This window comes from Rhodococcus sp. PML026, assembly GCF_000963615.1.
GTDB lineage: Bacteria > Actinomycetota > Actinomycetes > Mycobacteriales > Mycobacteriaceae > Rhodococcoides > Rhodococcoides fascians.
Window position 1 is genome coordinate 203,678 of sequence record NZ_KQ031376.1, and the last position, 21,845, is coordinate 225,522.

Below are 21,845 nucleotides of genomic sequence, written 5' to 3' on the forward strand. Positions count from 1 at the left end.
GGCCGATCCGACCGTTCATCGTCCACGACGCGGCGAGCGTTGCAGTTCGCCTCACCTTATCGGGCGGCGGTTCCTATCGACCCGGGCAGACGATGCACCGGAATGTCGACACCGCTCATCTCGGCACCGTCACCGTCGACCGACACGATCGCAACGAGGTCCTCGATGTCCTCGGGTTGCAGTCGATCGACCGCGGCGATGTCTGCTGAGGCAAGGAACGCATGGGTGACCCATTCTGCGGACACGATATCGGCGGCGTCCTCGGCGGACTCCGCCCGATCGGTCACCAGGGCTGCACCTGCCGTCACGGCGACCACACCGGCCAGAACTGCTGCACCGGAATCGAACCGGGTGGGGACGGCCAGCCGCGAATCGAAGGCCACGGCCCACTCCGCCACTGCGCTCGTCGCCAGTGCTGCGAGTGTTCCGTGGTCGATCGCAGTGCCGTTTTCGACCACGACCAACGCTGGGCTGTCGGGTCCCAGAACCGCCGTTCTGTCCGAATACGTCACCGGCCGCCCAGAACTCGCGGCAATGGCGTCGACGACGTCCGGATGCCCGAGGTGGATGGTCGTGACGGACCCGGCCCAGCTCGGCGCGTCGTCACCGTCCAGGACGAGGACGGACGCGCCTGCCCGCTCCAGAGCGTCCGAAGAGTTCGACGGGGCGATCGGAGCCACAGCTCCGCCTGCCTTGGCCACCGCCCACTGCGTCACGGCTGCCGCAACAGCGTCGGTGACGAAGACGGCGACGACGACTCCGGTTCGGACGCCACGTTCGATCAGTACCCGAGCCATCCGTGAGGACTGTTCGTCGAGCTGACGGTAGGTGGTCTCGACACCGTCCGACGACAACGCGGGCGCGTCGGGATCTGCGTCCACCGTCGAGGTGAGTACCTGCGGCAGGGTCAGGTCCGACCGAACCGGTGCCGCAGTGGAGTCAGCGGTCTGCGGGGTCTCGGTCAGTGCCGCCCGCTCGGCGGCGTCGAGCACGTCGATGTCGCCGACGACGACCGCTGGTGTTGCCGCCACAGCACCGGCGATGCGTGCGAATCGCTCCGCCAGCGACGCGACCGTGGACTCGTCGAACAGATCGGCGGCATACACCCATTCGACGTTCAGGGTTCCGGTGCCGCTGTTCCCGTCGGCGTGCTGGGTCTCCACCGTGACCTGCAGGTCGAATTTCGCCGTCGGCTCGAAGCCGCTGACGGGTTCGACCACCAGGTTCGGCAGCTCGAAGCGCGCCTCGCCGTGGGGCTCCACCGACAGGACCGTCTGGAACAGCGGGGTGTACCCGGCGTTCCGGTCCGGTGCGATGGTGTCGACGACCCGCTCGAACGGGACGTCCGAATTCGCGAAGGCCCGCAGGTCGGTCTCGCGTAGAGCGGTCAGCAGCTCTGCGAACGTCGCATCCGGGTCCACGTCCGTGCGCAGCGCCAACGTGTTGACGAACATGCCCACCAGTCCGTCGAGCGCCTCGTGCCCGCGCCCGGCGATGGGCGTGCCGACGGCGAAGCTGCGGGAGCCGCTCATCCGCGACAACAGCACCCCGAGGACCGCGTGCAACACCATGAACAGAGTCGCGTTGTTCTCGCGCGCGATCGCGGCGAGCCCGGTGTGTACCGACTCGTCCAGCTCGACACTCACACTGGCTCCACGCAGGTTCGCGGTAGCCGCTCGCGGCCGATCCCACGGCAACGACACGACCGGGGTGATCCCGCTGAGCTCGTCCGCCCAGAAGGCCAACTGCTGCGACAGAATCGACGTGGGGTCGCTGTCCGAGCCCAACACCTGCCGCTGCCATACCGCAAAGTCCGCGTACTGCACCGTCAGCGGTTCGGGCGTGTAGTCGGTCCCCGACGCGGCAGCGAGGTACGCAGTCATGACGTCACGGGCCAGTGGTGCCATCGATGCGCCGTCTCCGCTGATGTGGTGCATCACGATGACGAAGACGTACTCGTCCGGGCCGAAGCGGAACAGTGCTCCCCGGACCGGGGGTGCGACGGTGACGTCGAAGCCCTCGTAGACGAGTGCGCGAATCCGTTCGGCGGTGTCGGAGTCGTCGGTCGCGTCGATGGGAGTCAGATCGGGTACGACCGATCCGGCGTCGACGAACTCCTGGTACGGCGAACCGTTCGCATCTTCCGGGTAGCGCGTGCGCAGCGCCTCGTGGCGTTCCACGGTGCTGGACACGGCGCTCTGCAGTGCCGCGACATCCAGCTCGCCGCGCAGACGGAGCGCCAGCGGCATGTTGTATGCCCCGGACTCGGGGTCGAGTCGGTTCAGTACCCACATGCGCTGTTGCGCGAGCGACAACGGAACGGTCTGTCCGGCCGGTCGGCGACGCAGCGGCATATCGTTCGCGTCGTCGATGCGTGATTCGGCGCGCGCTGCGAGTGCCGAGACCGTCGAGGCCTCGAACAGGTCTCGGACACCGACCTTCTTCCCGAGCGCAGCCGACACCCGTGCCGCCACTCTTGTGGCGATCAGCGAGTTACCACCGAGATCGAAGAAGTCGTCGTCCGATCCGACCCGCTGCACGCCGAGCAGCTCCGCGTAGATCTCCGCCACGATCTCCTCGACCGGCGTTGCGGGAGCGCGGAACTCGCGAACCTCGAACACCGGCTCCGGCAGTGCTTTTCGATCCAGCTTGCCGCTGGTGTTCAGCGGGAATTCCGCGAGCACCATCACCGTTGCCGGCACCATGTACTTCGGCAGAGCGCCGCCGACGAAGGTGCGTACCTCGGCCGGGTCCAGCGTTCTACCCGGCGCAGGCACCACGTATCCGACGAGCTGGTCGCCGGCACCGGTGGTCGCCACCACGGCCGTGGCCTGGTTGACGTCGGGATGGGCCAACAGTGCGGTCTCGATCTCACCGAGCTCGATCCGCTGGCCACGGAACTTGACCTGGAAATCGGTGCGGCCGATGTACTCCAGGACGCCTGCAGCGCCCGGCCCCGATCGCCATCGGACGAGGTCTCCGGTGCGATACATGCGCTCGCCGGCAGCCGAGAACGGGTTCGCGACGAAGCGGTCCATCGTCAGGTCGACGCGCCCGAGGTATCCGTCGGCGAGCTGCGTTCCGGCCAGATACAGCTCACCCGCGGTCCCTGCGGCAACCGGATGCAGCCTGCTGTCCAGAACGTAGGCCTGGGTGTTCCATTCCGGCGCTCCGATGGGGACGGTCGCGCCCTCCTCGGTGGACGTCTCCCAATAGGTCACCGTCACTGCGGCTTCGGTGGGGCCGTACAGGTTGTGGATCCCGGCAGAGGTGATCGCACGGAAATCCGTCACCGTCTCCGGGGGCAGTGCCTCACCCACCACATAGACGTGTCGCAGGGACCGGCACTGCTCCTCGGTGGCGTACGCGGCGAACACCGTGAGCATCGACGGCACGAAGTCCGTGACGGTGACGCCGTGCCGGGCGATGCGCTCCGCGACGTACGCCGGGTCGCGGTGGCCGTCGGGGGTGGCGAGGACGACGCTCGCACCGACCTGCAGTGGGAGGAAGAAGCCCCACAGCGACACGTCGAACGTCGTCGCCGTCTTCTGCAGGTAGACGTCGTTCTCGTCGAGCGAGTACTGGTCGATCATCCACGCCATCTCGTTGACGATCGCGCGGTGCGGCACCGCGACGCCCTTGGGCCGCCCGGTCGAGCCGGACGTGAAGATGACGTAGGCGGTGTTCTCCGGGCGTACCGGTGCCAGTCGGTCGGCGTCTGCCACGGCGACTGCCGGGTAGTACGAGAGATCGAGGGTGTCCAGTTCGAGAATCGGGAACCGTTCCGGCAGTCCCGTCCGATCGTGGCTGGTCGAGAGAACGGCGACGGGCACCGCGGTGTCGAGGATGTACTCGATGCGCTCGGTCGGGTGGTCCGGATCGATGGGTACGTAGGCGCCGCCGGCTTCGAGGACGGCATACATGCCGACCATCAGGTCGATGCCTCGCCTCATGCCGAGAGCGACGAGTGACTGCGGGCCGACGCCGAGCGAAATCAGGTGTCGGGCAAGACGATTGACCCGCTCCGAGAACTCGGCGTAGGTCACTGCGGCGCCCTCGTACAGCACGGCCGTGGCGTCCGGGTTCTCCGCAACCCGAGCCCGGAACGGCGCGGTCAGCATGATGCCCGCGTCGACCTCGTGCGCGGTGTCGTTCCAGGTGTCGATCACGCGGGTTCGTTCTTCCGAGCCGAGCAGATCGATATCGCCGACCGCCGTCGTGGTGTCGGAGACGAAGGTTTCGAGAACACCGACGAGACGGGACAGGATCGATTCGACGTACGCAGCGTCGAACAGATCGCTGATGTACTTGAGCGTGAACGAGATGCGATCCTCGGCCACGACCAACAACGTCAGTGGGTAGTGAGTGTTGTCGTTCGAGCTCACCGACTCGACGGTCATTCCGTCGATCGCTGCTGCCTGCTGCGTCAGCTCGGCTTCGTCCACCGGGTAGGACTCGAAGATGGTGAGGGTGTCGAACAGATTCCCCATTCCGATCGCCCGTTGGATGTCGACGAGTCCCATGTGATGGTGGTCGAGCAGGTCTGCTTGTTCTCCCTGAATCCGGACCAGGTAGTTCTCGACAGTGTCGGCCGGATCGAATCGAACGCGCACCGGGATGGTGTTGATGAACAGGCCGATCATCGACTCGACGCCTGGAAGAGCAGCGGGACGGCCGGAGACCGTGGCACCGAACACGACATCGGTGCGGCCGGTGATGTGTGCGATCAGCAGGCCGTAGGCCGCTTGCACCAGCGTGTTGACGGTGACGCCGAGCCTGCCGCCGAGCGCCACGAGCGACGCGGTGGTCTCGGGATCGACGAATCGCTCCGTCTCTGCCGAGCGGGCGGAGATCTCTCGTCCGACACTCGGCGGTGCGACGAACGTCGGCTCCTCGACTCCGGCCAGCGCGGTGGTCCACGCACCGAGAGACACGGCCGGGTCCTGTCGGTTCAGCCATGCCAGGTAGGAGCGATACGAGCGAACCCTCGGCATCGACGAGGTGGAACCACGAGCGGCGTACAGGTACAACAGTTCCTTCATCACCAGCGGCAGAGACCACCCGTCGAGGAGCACGTGATGGTTGGTCATCGCGAGCTTGTAGGTGGTCGGGGTGATTCGCACGAGGACGAAACGCAGCAGCGGTGCAGTGGAGACGTCGAAATGCCGTCGTTGCTCGGCCGCCAGGGCATCGGCGACTGCTGTGCCACGTTCCGGCTCGTCGAGGTGCGACAGGTCCATCGTGGTCCAGGGCAACACGACGTCCTGATGGACGATTTGCACCGTCTCGCCGTCTGCGGTCGCGGTGAACGAGGTACGCAGATTGTCGTACCGGTCCAGCAGTGTCTGGGCAGCGTGATGCAACCGTTCGGCGTCCACCTCGCCGGCCAGGTCGAGTACGACCTGCATGGTGTAGACGTCGATCGACGCGTCGGCGAACAACGCGTGGAACAGCAGTCCTTGCTGCAACGGTGACAGCGACCAGATGTCGGTCAGCTGTGGGTAACGCGCCTCGAACGACGCGATGTCGGCCTGCGACAGCGCCACCAGAGGCACGTCCGACGGGGTCAGGCCGCCCGAGCCGGGTACCTCGGCGTACGAGGCCAGCGCCGTCAACGCCTCGGACCACAGCCCGGCGAGACGCTCGACCGTGTCCGCGGACACGGCTCCGGTCGGGAACGCGAAGCTGGCGCTCAGGACCCCGCCCTCGTCGGTGTCGAGCACGATCGCGTTGATGTCGACGGTCTTGTTCGCGGCCATGTCGGCGTCACCGGGCGCGGAGAGCTCACCGTCGGCGGCCGGCAACCAGCCGAGCGACTTCATCTCGTCCGGGACCTCGCCGGCGTCGACCCGGCCCAGGTAGTTGAAGCTGATCTGTCCGGTGCCGAGTTCGGCCAGTTCCGCAGCGGTCTCCGAGTTCAGGTAGCGGAGCAGTCCCCAGCCCATGCCTCGATCGGGCAGCGCCAGCATCTGCTCCTTGACTGCCTTCACTGCATCGCCGAGCTGCGACCCTCCCGCGAACGCAGCATCGACGTCGATCCCGGTCAGGTCGAGGCGAACGGGGAACAGGCTGGTCAGCCAGCCGACGGTACGTCCCAGATCAGCTCCGGGAACCACCGCTTCCTCGCGGCCGTGGCCTTCGAGCTGCACCAGTGTTGCCGGTGCAGTGATGCCGCGCTCGGACCGCAGTCTCGTGACGGCCAGAGCGAGCCCGGCCAGCAACCCGTCGCCCACTCCGCCGCGGAAGATCTCCGGAACGGTGGTCAGCAAGGTGCGCGTGACGTCGGGTGTCAGTTCGATGTTCACCCGTTCGAGCGTCGCCACGACATCGACCGCGGGATCGAATGGGCGGTTGCCCAGCACGGGGTCCTCGGTGTCGGCGATCGAACGCCACAGCGGCAATTCGGCCAGCCGCGCCTCGCTCGCTGCCGCGTCGACCAGTGCATGGGTCCAACGCCGCATCGAGGTCCCGACCTCGGGGAGGGTCGGGGTCACTCCCCCCGACACCTGAGCCCAGGCGGAGACGAAGTCGGGGACCAGGATTCGCCACGACACTCCGTCGATCACGAGGTGGTGCGCCGCCACGGTCAGCGTGCCCGGCACCTCGGGTCCTCGATCGACCCAGACGAGGGCGAGCATGCGACCGGCCGTGGGGTCGAGCGTTCCCACCGCATCGTCGAATACTGTTGCAGCCGAATCGGTATCGGCCCGGGTGAGCAGTGTATCCACGTCGACGGTACCGGCGCCCGCAACATCGAGACCCCAGCCGCGGTCGTCGTGCACCAGGGTCGACCGCAGCACGTCGTGTCGATCGACCACTGCGGTCACCGTGGCGAGAATCCCGGCTCGGTCGATACCGAGCGGCAGCTCCAGTGTGACGGCCTGATGGAAGCGTGACCACCCGCCGCCGCGCTCGATCATCGCTACACCGAACGGGGGTAGCGGCAGCCAACCGACACCGCCGCCGTCGAGTTCCTCGAGCACGACCGCGTCGCTGCCCTCACCGACGATCACGGCGACCTCGGCGAGACCGGCAACGGTCTTGCGCTCGAACACATCTCGCGGCCCGAACTGAATTCCCCTGGCCTTGGCGCGAGAGACGAGCTGAATCGAGACGATGCTGTCGCCGCCGAGCGCGAAGAACGAATCGTCGACCCCGACGGCGTCGAGGCCGAGGACGTCTGCGAAGACCTCGGCAATGATGCGTTCGGTGTCGGTTGTCGCGGTACGGAATTCGGCATCGCTGCCGAATTCCGGTTCGGGTAGTGCTCTGCGGTCCAGCTTGCCGTTCGGCCCGAGTGGCAGGGCATCGAGCACGATGAGCCCGGCCGGAACCATGTATTCGGGAACAAGGTTCGCAACCGAGGCGGTGACCGCTGTGGAGTCGATAGTCTCCCCGGCGACAGGAACGACGTAGCCGACCAGTAGTTCACCTGCCGACGGCGTCCGGCGCACGAGAACGACGGCTTGGTCGACCGACGGATCTGCAGTCAACGCAGCTTCGATTTCGCCGAGCTCGATCCGCAGGCCTCGGAGTTTGACCTGGAAGTCGGTGCGGCCGAGGTACTCGAGTTCACCGTCGCGCCTCCAGCGCACCAGGTCTCCGGTGCGATACATCCGCGAGCCGGCACTGCCGTGCGGGTCGGCGACGAACCTGTCGGCAGTCAGGTCCGGGCGGCCGAGGTATCCGCGGGCCAGTTGACGCCCGGCGAGATACAGCTCCCCGGGCACCCCGACGGGAACGGGGTGCAGTCGCGCGTCGAGCACGGTCACCCTCGTGTTCCACACCGGTGCGCCGATGGGAACCGACACGGTGTCCGACGGCAGGACATGGTGATAGGTGACGTCGACAGCGGCCTCGGTCGGGCCGTACAGGTTGTGCAGCTCGGTTGCGGGCAGAGCAGTGCGCAGGGCCGAGGCAACCGATGCAGGCAATGCCTCACCGGAGGCGAACACCGCACGCAGGCCGGTGCAGTTCGACACGCCGTCCGCGGCGGCGAACACGGCCAGCAACGACGGCACGAAGTGCGCGACCGTGACGCCGCGTTCGGCAACGGTGCGCACCAGATATGCCGGATCTCGATGGCCGTCGGGCACCGCGATGACGAGTTCGGCACCGATCTGCAACGGCCAGAACAGCTCCCACACCGACACGTCGAACGTGACCGGCGTCTTCTGCAACACCTTGTCCTGCTCGGTGAGACGGTATTCGGCCTGCATCCACAGCAGACGGTTGACGATGGCCTCGTGGCTGACCGCAACGCCTTTGGGGCGACCGGTGGAGCCGGAGGTGAAGATGACGTACGCGGTGTCCGCCGGTCGCAATGGTGCGGTTCGCTCGGCATCGGTCACCGGTGCCGTGGACAGACCTGTCGTGTCGACGGTGTCGACCAGGATTCTGGCGGCGTCGGTCACGAGATCTGTACCGTCGCGCTCGGTCGTGAGCAGCACCACCGGTGCCGCCGTGTCCAGGATGTAGCCGATTCGTTCGGCCGGTAGATCCGGGTCGACCGGAACGTAGGCACCACCGGCGGCGAGCACGGCGTAGATACCCGTCAGCATGTCGATGGAGCGGCGCATGGCCGTCGCCACCACGGTTTCCGGGCCGACTCCCTCGGCGATGAGCAGACGCGCGAGCGCGTTGACCCGTTCGGAGAATTCGCGGTACGTCACCCGATCGTCGAGGAAGCTCGTGGCGGTGTTGTCCGGGGACTCGACAACTCGGGTCTCGAACAGCGACACCAGAGTTGCGCCGGGATCCACCTCCTGCGCGGTGGCGTTCCAATCCTCGAGGACGCGGGTACGTTCGCCCTCCTCGAGGATGTCGATGTCGCCGACGACCCCGTCCGGTGTGTCGGTCAGCGCGTGCAGTACCCGGACGAGCCGTCGCCCGAGGGAGGCCATGCTGGATTCTTCGAATAGATCTGTGGCGTAGTCGAACTGCACGTCGATTCCGGCGGGAGCACCGCGGTCGTCCGTGTTCTCCCAGAGCGTCACCTGCAGGTCGAATTTCGCGAACGCGCTACCCAGATCGATGCCCTCGACACTCAACCCCGGCAGGGCCAACGTCTGGCGGTTCAGGTTCTGGAACGTCAGCATGACCTGGAAGATCGGGTGGCGAGCCTGTGATCGGTCCGGGGCCAGCTCGTCGACGAGCCGCTCGAACGGCACGTCGGCGTGCCCGAAGGCTCCCAGGTCGGCCTCGCGAACTGCGGCGAGTTGCTCGCGCAACGTTGCCGCGGGGTGCACCGCGGTACGCAGGGCGAGCGTGTTGACGAACATGCCGACGAGCTCGTCCAGATCGGCGTCACCGCGGCCGGCGACCGGGGTTCCGATCGTCACGTCGTCGGTACCCGCCATCGCGCCGAGGAGCACCGCGAGCGCGGTGTGGACCACCATGAAGTTCGTGGCGTTGTTGGCGCGGGCCGCGCGAGCGATGTTCGACTGCAGAGCCTCGTCGATCGAGAAGTTGTATGCCGCACCGCGATACGACGCCACCGCCGGACGCGGCCGGTCGGTCGCGAGGTCGAGCTGTGCCGGGGCACCGGCCAGAGCCGTCGTCCAGTAGGCGAGCTGCTTCGCCAACGGCGAATCGGGGTCGTCCTCGGAACCGAGTACCTCGCGTTGCCACAACGCGTAGTCCGCGTACTGCACCGGAAGTGGTGCCCACTGCGGGTTCTCCCCCGCGGCACGGGCGGTGTAGGCCACCATGACGTCGCGCGTCAGGGGTCCCATCGAGAACCCGTCCGCGGCGATGTGGTGGGCGACGAAGGCCAGTACGTGCTCGGTCTCGCTGACCCGCAGGATCCGGATTCGGACCGGAACAGCTCGGGTCACGTCGAATCCCGCGGACACGAAGTCGCGCAGGGCCTGCTCGATCGAACTCTCGTCGACGTCGTCGACGACAACCGTCACGCCGGCCTCCGCGGTACCGAGCACCACCTGATGGCCTCGTCCGTCGACCTCCGGGTACACGGTGCGCAGAATCTCGTGCCGAGCCAGTACGTCATACACCGCGCTGGTGAGTGCATCGACATCGACACTGCCGGACAACCGAATTGCGACCGGGATGTTGTTCACGGCGGAGGTCGGATCGAATTGGCTCAGGAACCACATGCGCTGCTGGGCCATCGACAGCGGCACCGAGTCCGGTCGCGTCCGAGCCGTCAGTGCCCGGCGCGCACCGGTACCCACCTCGGACTCGATCGCACGTGCGAGCGACTGCACCGTCGGAGACTCGAAGATCGAGCGGACCGGCACCTGAGTATCGAGCGCCGCCCCCAGCCGGGAGACCACCTGGGTAGCGATGAGCGAGTTACCGCCGAGTGCGAAGAAGTCGTCGTCCAGACCCACGCGCTCGACAGCGAGCACCTCGGCGAAGATCGCCGCGACGGCCTCTTCCACCGGATTGGTCGGCGCGCGGAATTCGGCTGTCTCGAACTGCGGTTCGGGGAGCGCCTGTCGATCCAGCTTTCCGTTGACGCCGCGAGGAAGAGCCTCGAGCACGACGAAGGCCGCCGGGATCATGTACGACGGCAGACGTTCGACGAGTGCACGACGGATGCCGTCCTGATCCAGCGTCACCCCATCGGCGGGCACGAGATAGGCCACGAGCCGCGCGCCTGATCCCGTGTCCGCGAGTGCGATCACGGCGACGTCGCGAATCTCGTCGAGCGATCCGAGAGCGGCATCGATGTCGCCGAGCTCGATACGGAAACCGCGAATCTTCACCTGGAAGTCGGTGCGCCCGACGTACTCCAGTTCGCCGTCGGCGCGCCAGGATACGAGGTCACCGGTGCGGTACAGACGGCCGCCGTGGGTGAACGGGTCCGCGACGAATCGCTCGGCGCTCAGATCCGGCCGCGCGAAGTACCCGTCGGCCAGCTGCGCACCCGCGAGGTAGAGCTCACCTGCGACGCCGACCGGAACGGGAGCCAGACGCGAATCCAGCACGTAGACACGGGTGTTCCACTCCGGGCCACCGATCGGAACCGTGGTGCCGTCGACGGTCGTCACCCGATGCGAAGTCACCGAAACCGCGGCCTCGGTCGGTCCGTACAGGTTGTCCAGTCGCGCAGCCGAACTGCGCAGCGCGCGCTCGGCCGTGGCGACCGGCAGTGCTTCGCCGATCGCCAGGATCCGCGTCAGGGGTTCGGGCAGGGTGCCCGCCGACGCCGTGACCAGCGCGTCGAGCACGGACGGCACGGTGTGCAGTGTCGTCACCGATTCCCGGTTCATCAGATCGACGAGGTAGGCGGGATCGCGGTGGCCCTCGGCGTCGGCCACGACGATCGCACCACCGGAGACGGTGGCGACCCAGAACTCCCACACGGACAGATCGAAGGTGGCCGCGGTCTTGAGCAGTACTCGGTCGGTGCTGCCCAGTCCGTAATGGGCGCTCTGCCACAGTAGCTGATTGACGATGGCGGCATGACTCACCGCGACACCCTTGGGGCGGCCGGTGGATCCGGACGTGAAGATGACGTACGCGGTGTTCGCAGGCCGCAGCGGCGAGGTGCGCTCACTGTCGGTGACGGGCGCGTCCGAGACCTCTGCGTCGAGCACTCGCGGATCGGTGTCGACCAACAGCACCGGAACCGAGTCGACATCGACACCGTCCCGCGCAGTACTCAGGACCAGAGCGGGAGCAGCTACCTCCAGGATGTAGGCATTGCGGTCCGCCGGCTGATCCGGATCGATGGGCACGTACGCCCCGCCCGCCTTGGCGACGGCATACATCGCGACGAGCAGATCCACCGAGCGCCTGATCGCCAGAGCAACCGTCACCTGCGGGCCGACACCGGCACCGATCAGGACGCGGGCCAACCGGTTGATTCGACGATCGAACTCGCCGTACGACAGTGACTGACCGGCATGGACCACCGCGACCGCGTCGGGCTGCGCCTGCACCTGTCGATCGAACAGCGATACCAGCGTCTGCGATGCATCGACATCGTGATCGGTGTCGTTCCACGTGCGGACGATTCGGGTGCGTTCCTCGGGCGAGAGCAGCTCGAGATCGCCGACGACGGCCGACGGGTCCTCGGCCACGGCAGCGAGGAGGCGAACGAACCGGTCGGCAAAACCTTCGACCGTCGCGCGACCGAAAAGATCGGTGGCATAACTGAATTCGGCCGACAGTTCCGCGGGCGAGCCGTCCGGGGCGTAGCGATCCGAGATCGACAGTTGCAGATCGGTTTTCGCGGTCACCGCATCCGCCTCGACGGCACTCACCGTCAGACCCGGCAGCTCGAACGTCGACTCGGCAAGGTTCTGGAAGGACAGTCCTACCTGGAACAACGGGTTGCGTGCCGTCGACCGCACCGGGTTCAGCACCTCCACGAGACGCTCGAACGGAACGTCGGAGTGCGCGAACGCGGCCAGGTCCCGCTCTCGGGCCTGAGCGAGCAACTGGCGGAAGGTCATCGACGATTCGACCGACGACCGGAAGACCAGGGTGTTGACGAACATACCGATCATCGAGTCCAGAGCCCGCTCACCGCGGCCGGCGATGGGCGTTCCGACCGCGATGTCCTCGGAACCGGACAGGCGTGCGAGCAACACGGCGAATGCCGAGTGCACCACCATGAACAACGTTGCCTGCTCGGTACGTCCGAGTTCGGCGAGAGCAGCGTGCGTGCCGGCGTCGACGGTGAACCGCACGGCATCGCCACGGAAACTCTGCGCAGGCGGGCGCGGGCGATCGGTGGGCAGCACCAGCTGATCCGGCAGCTCGGCGAGCGTATCCTTCCAGAACGACACCTGCTGCGCTGCAACCGAATCGGGATCCGATTCGGTGCCGAGTACGGTTCGCTGCCACAGCGCGAAGTCGACGTACTGCACCTCGAGTGGCTCCCAGTCCGGAGCCGTCCCTGCAGATCTCGCGGTGTATGCGGTCATGACGTCGACGGCCAGCGGGCCCATCGACGCGCCGTCGGCCGACACGTGGTGGACGACGAAGGCCAGGACGTACTCGTTCTCGTCGACGCGGAACACGCGCGCGTCGACCGGCACCTCGGCGGTGACGTCGAAGCCCCGCGCAAAGAACTCGGTCACGGCGGCAACGACGTTCGCACCGGCCACGTCTCGCACGGCGAGGTCCATCGGTACCTCGGACGCCGACAACACCTGCTGGAATGGGCCCTGTGCCGAGTCCGGGTACCGGGTACGAAGAGACTCGTGGCGCTCGACGACATCGCGCACCGCCGACTGCAGCGCAGCGACGTCGAGCTCACCCGACAACCGCACGGCGAACGGAATGTTGTCCACCGACGACGTCGTGTCGAACTGGTTGAGGAACCAGTACCGCTGCTGCGCAGGCGAGAGCGGCGGGTGCTCGGGACGCGGACCCGCCACGAGTGCAGCTCGTCCCCCCGAACCGACAGCGCTCTCCACGTGCGCCACCAGTGCGGCCACGGTCGAGCTCTCGAACAGCGCCCGCACCGGGACCACCGTGTCCAGGGCCGCGCCGAGCCGCGAGACCACCTGGGTGGCGATCAACGAGTTACCGCCCAGGGCGAAGAAGTCGTCGTCCAGTCCCACTCGCTCGAGGTGCAGGACGTCGGCGAACACTCCGGCGACGATCTCTTCGACCGCGGTGGTGGGTGCGCGGAATTCCCGGGCCTCGAACACGGGTGCGGGAAGCGCGGCGCGATCCAACTTGCCCACCGGGGTCAGTGGAACGGTGTCGAGAACGATGATCGACGACGGGATCATGTAGGCGGGCAATGATTTTCCGACGAAGGCGGTCAGCTCGTCGACGTCGACGACCGAACCACGCGCCGGCAACACGTAGGACACGAGAGTGGTGACACCCGAGGGCAGTTCGTGTCCGAGTGTGACGGCGAAGTCGACCTCGGGAACAGCGGTGAGCGCGGAGTCGATCTCGCCGAGCTCGATACGGAACCCGCGCACCTTGACCTGGAAGTCGGTGCGGCCGACGAACTGCAGCTGCAGGTCGTCCGTCCATCGCACGACGTCGCCGGTGCGGTACATCCGTGCGCCGTCGATGCCGTACGGATTGGCCACGAAGCGCTCGGAGGACAGACTCGGCCTACCGAGATAGCCGCGAGCGAGCGCACCGCCCGACAGATACAGGTCACCCGCGACACCGGTCGGAACCGGTTCGAGCCTGGAATCGAGGATGAGCACGGACATGCCGTGAATCGGTCGACCGATGGTGATCGGCTCGCCGGGCGTCAACTCGGCGAAGCTCGAGATGATCGTGGTCTCGGTCGGTCCGTACCCGTTGAAGTACTTCCGGTCCCCTGCCCACCGGGCGAGGAGTTCGGGAGTGGTCACGTCGCCGCCCACCGAGAGCACCTCGAGCGAATCGATCCCGTGGGGATCCATCGTGCCGAGCACCGCGGGCGTGATGATCGTGTGAGTGACCCTCTCCGCCTTCAACAATTCGGCCAGTTCGGTGCCGCCGAGAATCGATGCCGGTACCACCACCAACGTCGCGCCGACGGAGAACGCCGCCATCCACTCCAGAACCGACGGATCGAAGTTCGGCGAGCAGACGTGGAGGAACCGCGAGGCCGGTTTCAGGTGATAGAGATCGGTTGCTGCGTCGAGGACGCCGCCGAGTCCGGCGTGCGTGACGACGACGCCCTTCGGCTTGCCCGTCGAGCCCGAGGTGTAGATGACGTAGGCGGGGTTCTGGAACGTGACGGGTCGCAGGCGGTCGGCGTCGGTGACCGGCTCGTCAGAGCGGGTGCGGACCTCGGCCACGAACTCGTCGTCGTCGACGCTCAGCCAGGCCAGGTCCTGCTGTCCGCCGGCGAGCCGATCCGAGTGTGCCCGGGTGGTCAGGCCCAGTAGGGCCTCGGAGTCCGAGACCATGTGGGCGACGCGATCCTGCGGATACGTCGGGTCGACGGGTAGGTGCGCGGCCCCCGATTTCGCCACTGCCCAGACCGCGAGCACCATGAAGTAGGAGCGTTGGAACCCCAGAGCCACAACGGATTCGGGGCCGGCCCCGCGCTCGATGAGCACCCGGGCGAGCTGCGAGGACGTCGCATCGAGTTCGGCGTACGAGATCGAGCGGCCCTCGTAGCGAATCGCGGTCGCCGACGGGTCGAGTGCGGCTCCGGCAGCGAAGATCTCGGCCAGAGTGCCGCCGGCCAACACGTCGTCACCGTGGACGTGGGTGAGCCGGTCGTATTCGTCGTCGTAGAGGATGGACAGATCGCCCACCGGGGTGTTCGGTGTCGCCACGATCGCTTCGAGCAGCCAGCGGAAACGTCGCGAGAACACCTCGATCGTGTTCTCGTCGAACAGGTCTCGCGCGTAGAGGAAACCGGCGGACAGACCGGTGCCGTCGGCCTTCTCGTGCAGCGTCAGCGACAGGTCGAACTTGGCGGTGTCGACCTCGACGTCGACCGCCGAGACCGTCAGATCGGGAAGGTGGAATTCGCTCGGCGGCAGGTTCTCGAACGCGATCGCCACCTGGAACAGCGGGTGCCTGGCCGTCGTTCGCTCGGGTTCGAGCAGATCGACGAGCCGCTCGAAGGGGATGTCCGCGTGTGCGAATGCATCGAGGTCGACGTCCCGGACGTGGCCGAGGAGGTCGGTGAATCCCTTGCTTCGATCGACCGAGGTGCGGAGCACCAGGGTGTTGACGAACATGCCGATCACGTCGTCCAGGACGGCCTCGCCGCGGCCTGCGACGGCGGTACCCACCGCAACGTCGTCCGAGGTGGACATGCGAGCCAGGAACAGCGCGAGAGCACCGTGGAGCACCATGAACAGGGTGGTTCCGGTCGACCGGGCCAGATCGTCGAGCGAGGCACGCAGATCCGCATCGATGTCGAACTGGAACCGCCCGCCCGAGTACGACTGCACCGCAGGACGCGGCCGGTCGTACGGCAGGGTCAGCTCACTGGGCAGGTCCGCCAGGGCCGAACGCCAGTAGTCCGCCTGTGCTGCCATCAGGCTGCTCGGATCCGCGTCGTCGCCGAGCACGGCGCGCTGCCACAGCGCGAAGTCGGCGTACTGCACCGCCAGCGGCGTCCACTGCGGAGCGTCGCCGGCCACACGAGCGAGGTAAGCCGTCATCACGTCGCGGGTCAGCGGTCCCATGGACCACCCGTCTGCGCTGATGTGATGAACCACGACGACCAGCACGTACTCGTCGTCGGTGACCTGGAACAGTTTCGCGCGCAGGGGAATCGACTGGGTGACGTCGAATCCTTCGGAGGCGAACGCGATCAGGTCGGCCACCGCACCGTCGGCGGACGGTGTGGTGGGTGTCAGGTCCGGTGCCACCGATTCGGCAGGCAGGATCACCTGATGCCCCGCTCCGTCCACACTCGGGTAGACGGTGCGGAGTGCTTCGTGCCGGTCGAGAACGTCGACGACCGCTGCGTTCAGGGCCGCAGTGTCGAGTGCTCCGGTGAGCCGGATCGCCACGGGGATGTTGTTGACCGCCGATTCGGGCTCGAATCGGTTGAGGAACCACATCCGCTGCTGGGCGAGAGAGAGAGGAATTCGTTCGGGGCGTTCCTGCGGCACCAGAGGCGCGGAGACTCCGTGGCCGACGTGGCTTTCCAACGCAGCAGCCAAGGCTGCCACCGTGCCTGCCTCGAACATCGTTCGGACGGGCACCGTCGTGCCCAGCTCGGCACCGAGCCGTGCGGCGACCTGAGTGGCGACGAGCGAATTGCCGCCGAGCGCGAAGAAGTCGTCGTCCACACCGACTCGGTCGAGTCCGAGGACCGCGCCGAACACGTTCGCGACGATCTCTTCGACCGGATCGGACGGTGCTCGGTAGGGCGTTGCCTCGAATTCCGGATCGGGCAGCGCTTTTCGATCGAGCTTGCCACTTCCGCCGAGAGGGAACTCGGCCAATTCCACGACGGTGGTCGGCACCATGTACTCGGCCAGACGTCCACGTAGCGCGGTGCGTACCCGGTCCAGATCGACCGGGCCTTCGGTGGGGACGACGTAGGCAACCAGTTGTTCTCGTCGCACGAGCACCACGGCCTGAGCGATCTCGGGAAGATCCAACAGAGCCGATTCGATTTCGCCGAGTTCGATACGGAGACCACGCAACTTCACCTGGAAGTCGGACCGGCCCACGTACTCCAACTCACCGGCGGGCAGCCACCGCACCACGTCGCCGGTTCGGTACATCCGCGCTCCGTCGACCGCGAACGGATCGGCAACGAAGCGATCCGCGGTCAGATCGGGTCGGCTCACGTATCCCCTGGCGAGCTGGACACCCGAGAGATAGAGCTCTCCCGACACCCCGACCGGAACCGGCCGCAACGACGAATCCAGAACGCGCACATCGGTGTTCCACACCGGTGAACCGATCGGCACCACGGCTGTGTCCGCGTCGGAGACCGCGTGATAGGTCACGTCGACAGCAGCTTCGGTCGGGCCGTACAGGTTGTGCACCGACACCTGTGGGAGTGCGCGGCGCAGCGACTGTGCAGTAGCAGGCGCAAGCGCCTCCCCCGAGGCGAACGCCGTACGCAGCGACGCTCCCGCGTCGGGCCTACGCAGCGCCTCCGGTGTGAACACCGACATCATCGACGGCACGAAGTGCACTACCGAGACATGTTCGCGTGCAATGACATCGAGCAGGTACGACGGATCCCGATGACCCTCGGGAACCGCGACGACCACCGATGCGCCGACCTGGAAGGCCCAGAAGAACTCCCACACCGACACGTCGAACGTAGCCGGTGTCTTCTGCAACACCACGTCCTGCGGACCGAGGGGGTACTCGTGCTGCATCCACGACAACCGGTTGACGATCGCCGCGTGCGATACGCCGACGCCCTTCGGCCGACCCGTCGACCCCGAGGTGAAGATGACGTATGCGAGGTTCTCTGCCCGCAGCGGTGCCGTCCGCTCCGCATCGGTCACCGGCGCCGACGAGAATTCCGACACGTCCACGGTATCGATGTCGACCGTCTCCACGCCGGGGAACTCGACGTGATCTCGGGTGCTCGAGAGCACCCGTACCGGCGAGGCCGTGCTCACGATGTACTCGTTGCGCTCCGACGGCTGAGCCGGATCGATGGGTACGTACGCAGCACCGGCCTTGACGATCGCGTACATACCGACGAACAACTCGATACTGCGGCCGACTGCGAGACCGACCGTCGAATCGGTCCCGACACCCACCGACAACAGGTACCGCGCCAGGCGGTTCGCGCGCGCATCGAGCTCGGCGTACGTCAGCCGAACGTCCTCGAACACCAGGGCCTGCGCGTCGGGGGTCTGCTCGACGCGACCATCGAACTGCCCCACCAACGTTGTTCCGCTGGTGATCTCGTGCGCCGGTCCCGAACCGAACGTCAGCACCGACTCCCGCTCGACCGAGTCGAGCAGGTCGATCTCTCCGACGGCTGCAGCGGGCGCTGCGGTGATCGCACGAAGAACACGAACGAACCGCTCTCCGAATCGAGCCATCGTCGATTTGTCGAACAGGTCCGCGGCATAGGTCAGGGCGACGGTCAGGCCCGCGGGCTCGGAGCCGGCCGGTGCCGAATCCCACAGCGTCACCTGCAGATCGAACTTGGCCAGGTCTGCCTCGTAGTCGACCGCTGCGATGGTCAGGCCGGGGAGCTCGACCGAGGTTCGATCCAGGTTCTGGAACGTCAACATGACCTGGAACAGCGGGTGGCGTGCCTGCGAGCGCGCCGGGGCCAACACGTCCACCAGACGCTCGAAGGGCACGTCGGCGTGCGAGAACGCAGCGAGGTCCACCTCCCGGATCTCGCGCAGCAGATCGTCGAACGACGTCCGTGGATCGACTTCGGTGCGCAGCACCAGTGTGTTGACGAACATGCCGACGACGTCGTCGAGGGCCGCGTCTCCACGGCCGGCGACCGGCGTACCGATACTGATGTCGTCGGCGGCCGCGAGCTTGGCCAACAGCACGGCCAGCGCGGCGTGCACGACCATGAATGTCGTTGCGTTGTGGTCTCTTCCGAGCTTCTCCAGCGCGCGGACCAGTTCGGCGTCGATCTCGAACGTGTGCGTGCCGCCGTTGGTCGTAGCGACCGCCGGGCGGGGACGGTCGGTGGGTAGCTCCAACTGGTCGGGTGCGCCGCCGAGTCGGTGCCGCCAGTAGTTTTCCTGCGCCGAGATCAGAGATTCCGGATCGTCCTCGCTGCCGAGGACGGCCCTCTGCCACAGCGTGAAGTCGGCGTACTGCACCTCGAGCGGGGTCCACTGTGGTTGCTGCCCGTTGGTGCGCGCCACGTATGCGGCCACCACGTCTCGGGTCAGCGGGCCCATCGAGAATCCGTCGGCCGCGATGTGGTGCACCACGAACGCGAGCACGTGCTCGGTCTCGGCCGTCTCGAGAAGCACCGCCCGGAAGGGCAGCTGTACCGCCAGATCGAAGGGCCTGAGCGCGAACTCGAGCAGCACGGCGGGGACGTCTGCATCGGTTGCCGTCGCGCGCTCCAATTTTACTGCCACCGCATCGGATTCGAGTATTTGCTGGAAGCCGATGCCGTCGTGATCGGGGTAGACCGTCCGCAGCGACTCGTGCCGGTCCAACACGTCGATCAAGGCCGCCTGCAGGGCGGTGTAATCGAGTTCACCGCTCAGCGCGATGGCGACCGGGATGTTGTTGACAGCCGAGTCCGGCTCGAATCGGTTGAGGAACCACATCCGTTGCTGGGCCAGCGACAATGGCACACGTTCGGGCCGCTGCTGCGCCACCAACGGAGGTCGCGCGTGCGTCGAGCCTGCGGCATCGACGGCCGCGGCGAGTTCGGCGACGGTCGGTGCGTCGAAGAACGACCGCACATCCACTGCTGTGCCCAGTTCCGCGTTGACTCGCGCGATCACGCGGGTGGCGTTGAGCGAGTTTCCGCCGAGAACGAAGAAGTCGTCGTCCACGCCGATACGGTCCATCCCGAGGACCGTCTCGAAAATTGCCACCAGGGCCGTTTCGGTGTCGGTGCCCGGGGCACGGTATTCGCGTACGAGCGAGGCGAAATCGGGCGCAGGCAAGGCTTTTCGGTCCAGCTTGCCGCTGGCGTTCAGCGGGAATTCGTCCAGCACGACGAACACCGACGGCACCATGTACTCGGGCATGCGCCGGCGCACCGCATCCGCCAGGCCGTCGTGATCGATATCGGGTTCGGTGCTCACGACATAGCCGACGAGCTGCTCACCCAACTGGGCCTGCGATCGGTCGGCGTGAACGAGCACCGCGGCCTGGGTCACCTGCGGCTCGGCGAGCAGCGCTTGCTCGATCTCGCCGAGTTCGATACGGAGGCCTCGCAGTTTGACCTGGAAGTCGGTGCGGCCGATGTACTCGATCTGGCCGTCGGCGCGTCGGCGCACCAGGTCGCCGGTGCGGTACATCCGGTCCCCCGGCTCACCGAACGGGTCGGCGACGAATCGATCGGACGTCAGGTCCGTGCGTCCGAGGTATCCGCGAGCGAGCTGCACGCCCGCGAGATAGAGCTCTCCCTCGACTCCCCGGGGTGAGCGCCGCAGACCCTCGTCGAGCACGTAGAGGTCGGTGTCGTCGACGGCAGCGCCGATCGGTACCGAGCCGTCCTCCACCTGCTGGGTTCGGTAGTACGTGACGTCGACGGCTGCTTCGGTGGGACCGTACAGGTTGTGCAACTCGGCACCGGAGATCGCGTGGAACGCGTTGACGGTTCGCGCCGGCAGCGCCTCACCGGAGGCGAACACCATGCGAAGCGAATCGGCCTGTGCTGCGGTGGGTTCGGCAACGTAGACCGACAGCATCGACGGTACGAAGTGGGTCACCGTCACGCCGTGTTCAGCGATGACGCGGGCGAGATAGGCGGGGTCGCGGTGCCCGTCGGGCTCGGCGATCACCAGTGTCGCGCCGATCTGCAACGGCCAGAAGAACTCCCAGACCGACACGTCGAACGTGAACGGCGTCTTCTGCAAGACGACGTCGGCCGGGGTCATCGTGTATTCCCGCTGCCGCCAGGAAATATTGGCGACGATCGCGCGGTGGCCCACCGCCACGCCCTTCGGACGCCCGGTCGAACCGGACGTGAAGATGACGTACGCGAGGTCGTCTTCGCCGAGGGTGCCGAGCCGGTCCGCATCGGTGATGCGCCCTGCAGTCACGCCGGAGACGTCGACGGCATCGACGAGCAGAGTCTGCGTGCCGTCCGGCAACTGCGGCAGGTCCTCCGATGTCGTGAGCACCAGAACCGGTCGCGCGGTATCGAGGACGTAGGCGAGTCGATCCACCGGGTGCTCGGGGTCCAACGGAACGTAGGCACCACCGGCTGCCGAGATGGCGTACATACCCACCAGCAGATCGAACGAGCGGCGGATCGACAGCCCCACCGTCGAATCCGGGCCGACTCCCCGCTCGATCAGAACCCGGGCGAGGCGTTCGACCGACTCTGCGAACTCGGAATAGGACCGACTCTCACCGCCGAACACGAGCGCGGGCGCGTCCGGTGTGCGCTCGGCCTGATCGGCGAACAGGGTGTAGAGGGTGGTTGCCTCGGGTTCGGCCGGGCTCGACGCCGAGTCGTCGTCACCGAGAACCGTCGCGGCATCGGAGACCACCGACGAGACCACGGCGTCGAGACCACCGTCGGTGGCCTCGATGAGGCCGGGAACGGTGTTGGACAGCACGACCGGGACCAGCGCGTCCGGGCCGAGAACCCCACCCATGGCCATGTCGAGGGTGGTGATCTCCTCGTCCAACCGGGCGTAGGTCAACTCCGTGCCGAGGTGCGCGAGCGCCACGCGGTCCGGTTCGACCGCAGCGACGCTCCGAACCAAGCGCGGAAGGTCCTCGACCGTCAATGCTGCCTCGCGTCGACGTCCAACCGCCATCTAACTTTTCCTCCTGATCGATCCACGTGCACA

General features: G+C 66.8%; 1 protein-coding gene. It reads right to left on the reverse strand.

What is annotated here, in order from left to right:
• Positions 1-56: 56 nt before the first annotated feature.
• Positions 57-21,812, reverse strand: a complete 21,756-nt coding sequence (locus tag VF34_RS20675) for a non-ribosomal peptide synthase/polyketide synthase (RefSeq protein ID WP_052062973.1) — start codon at positions 21,810-21,812, stop codon at positions 57-59.
• Positions 21,813-21,845: the final 33 nt, after the last annotated feature.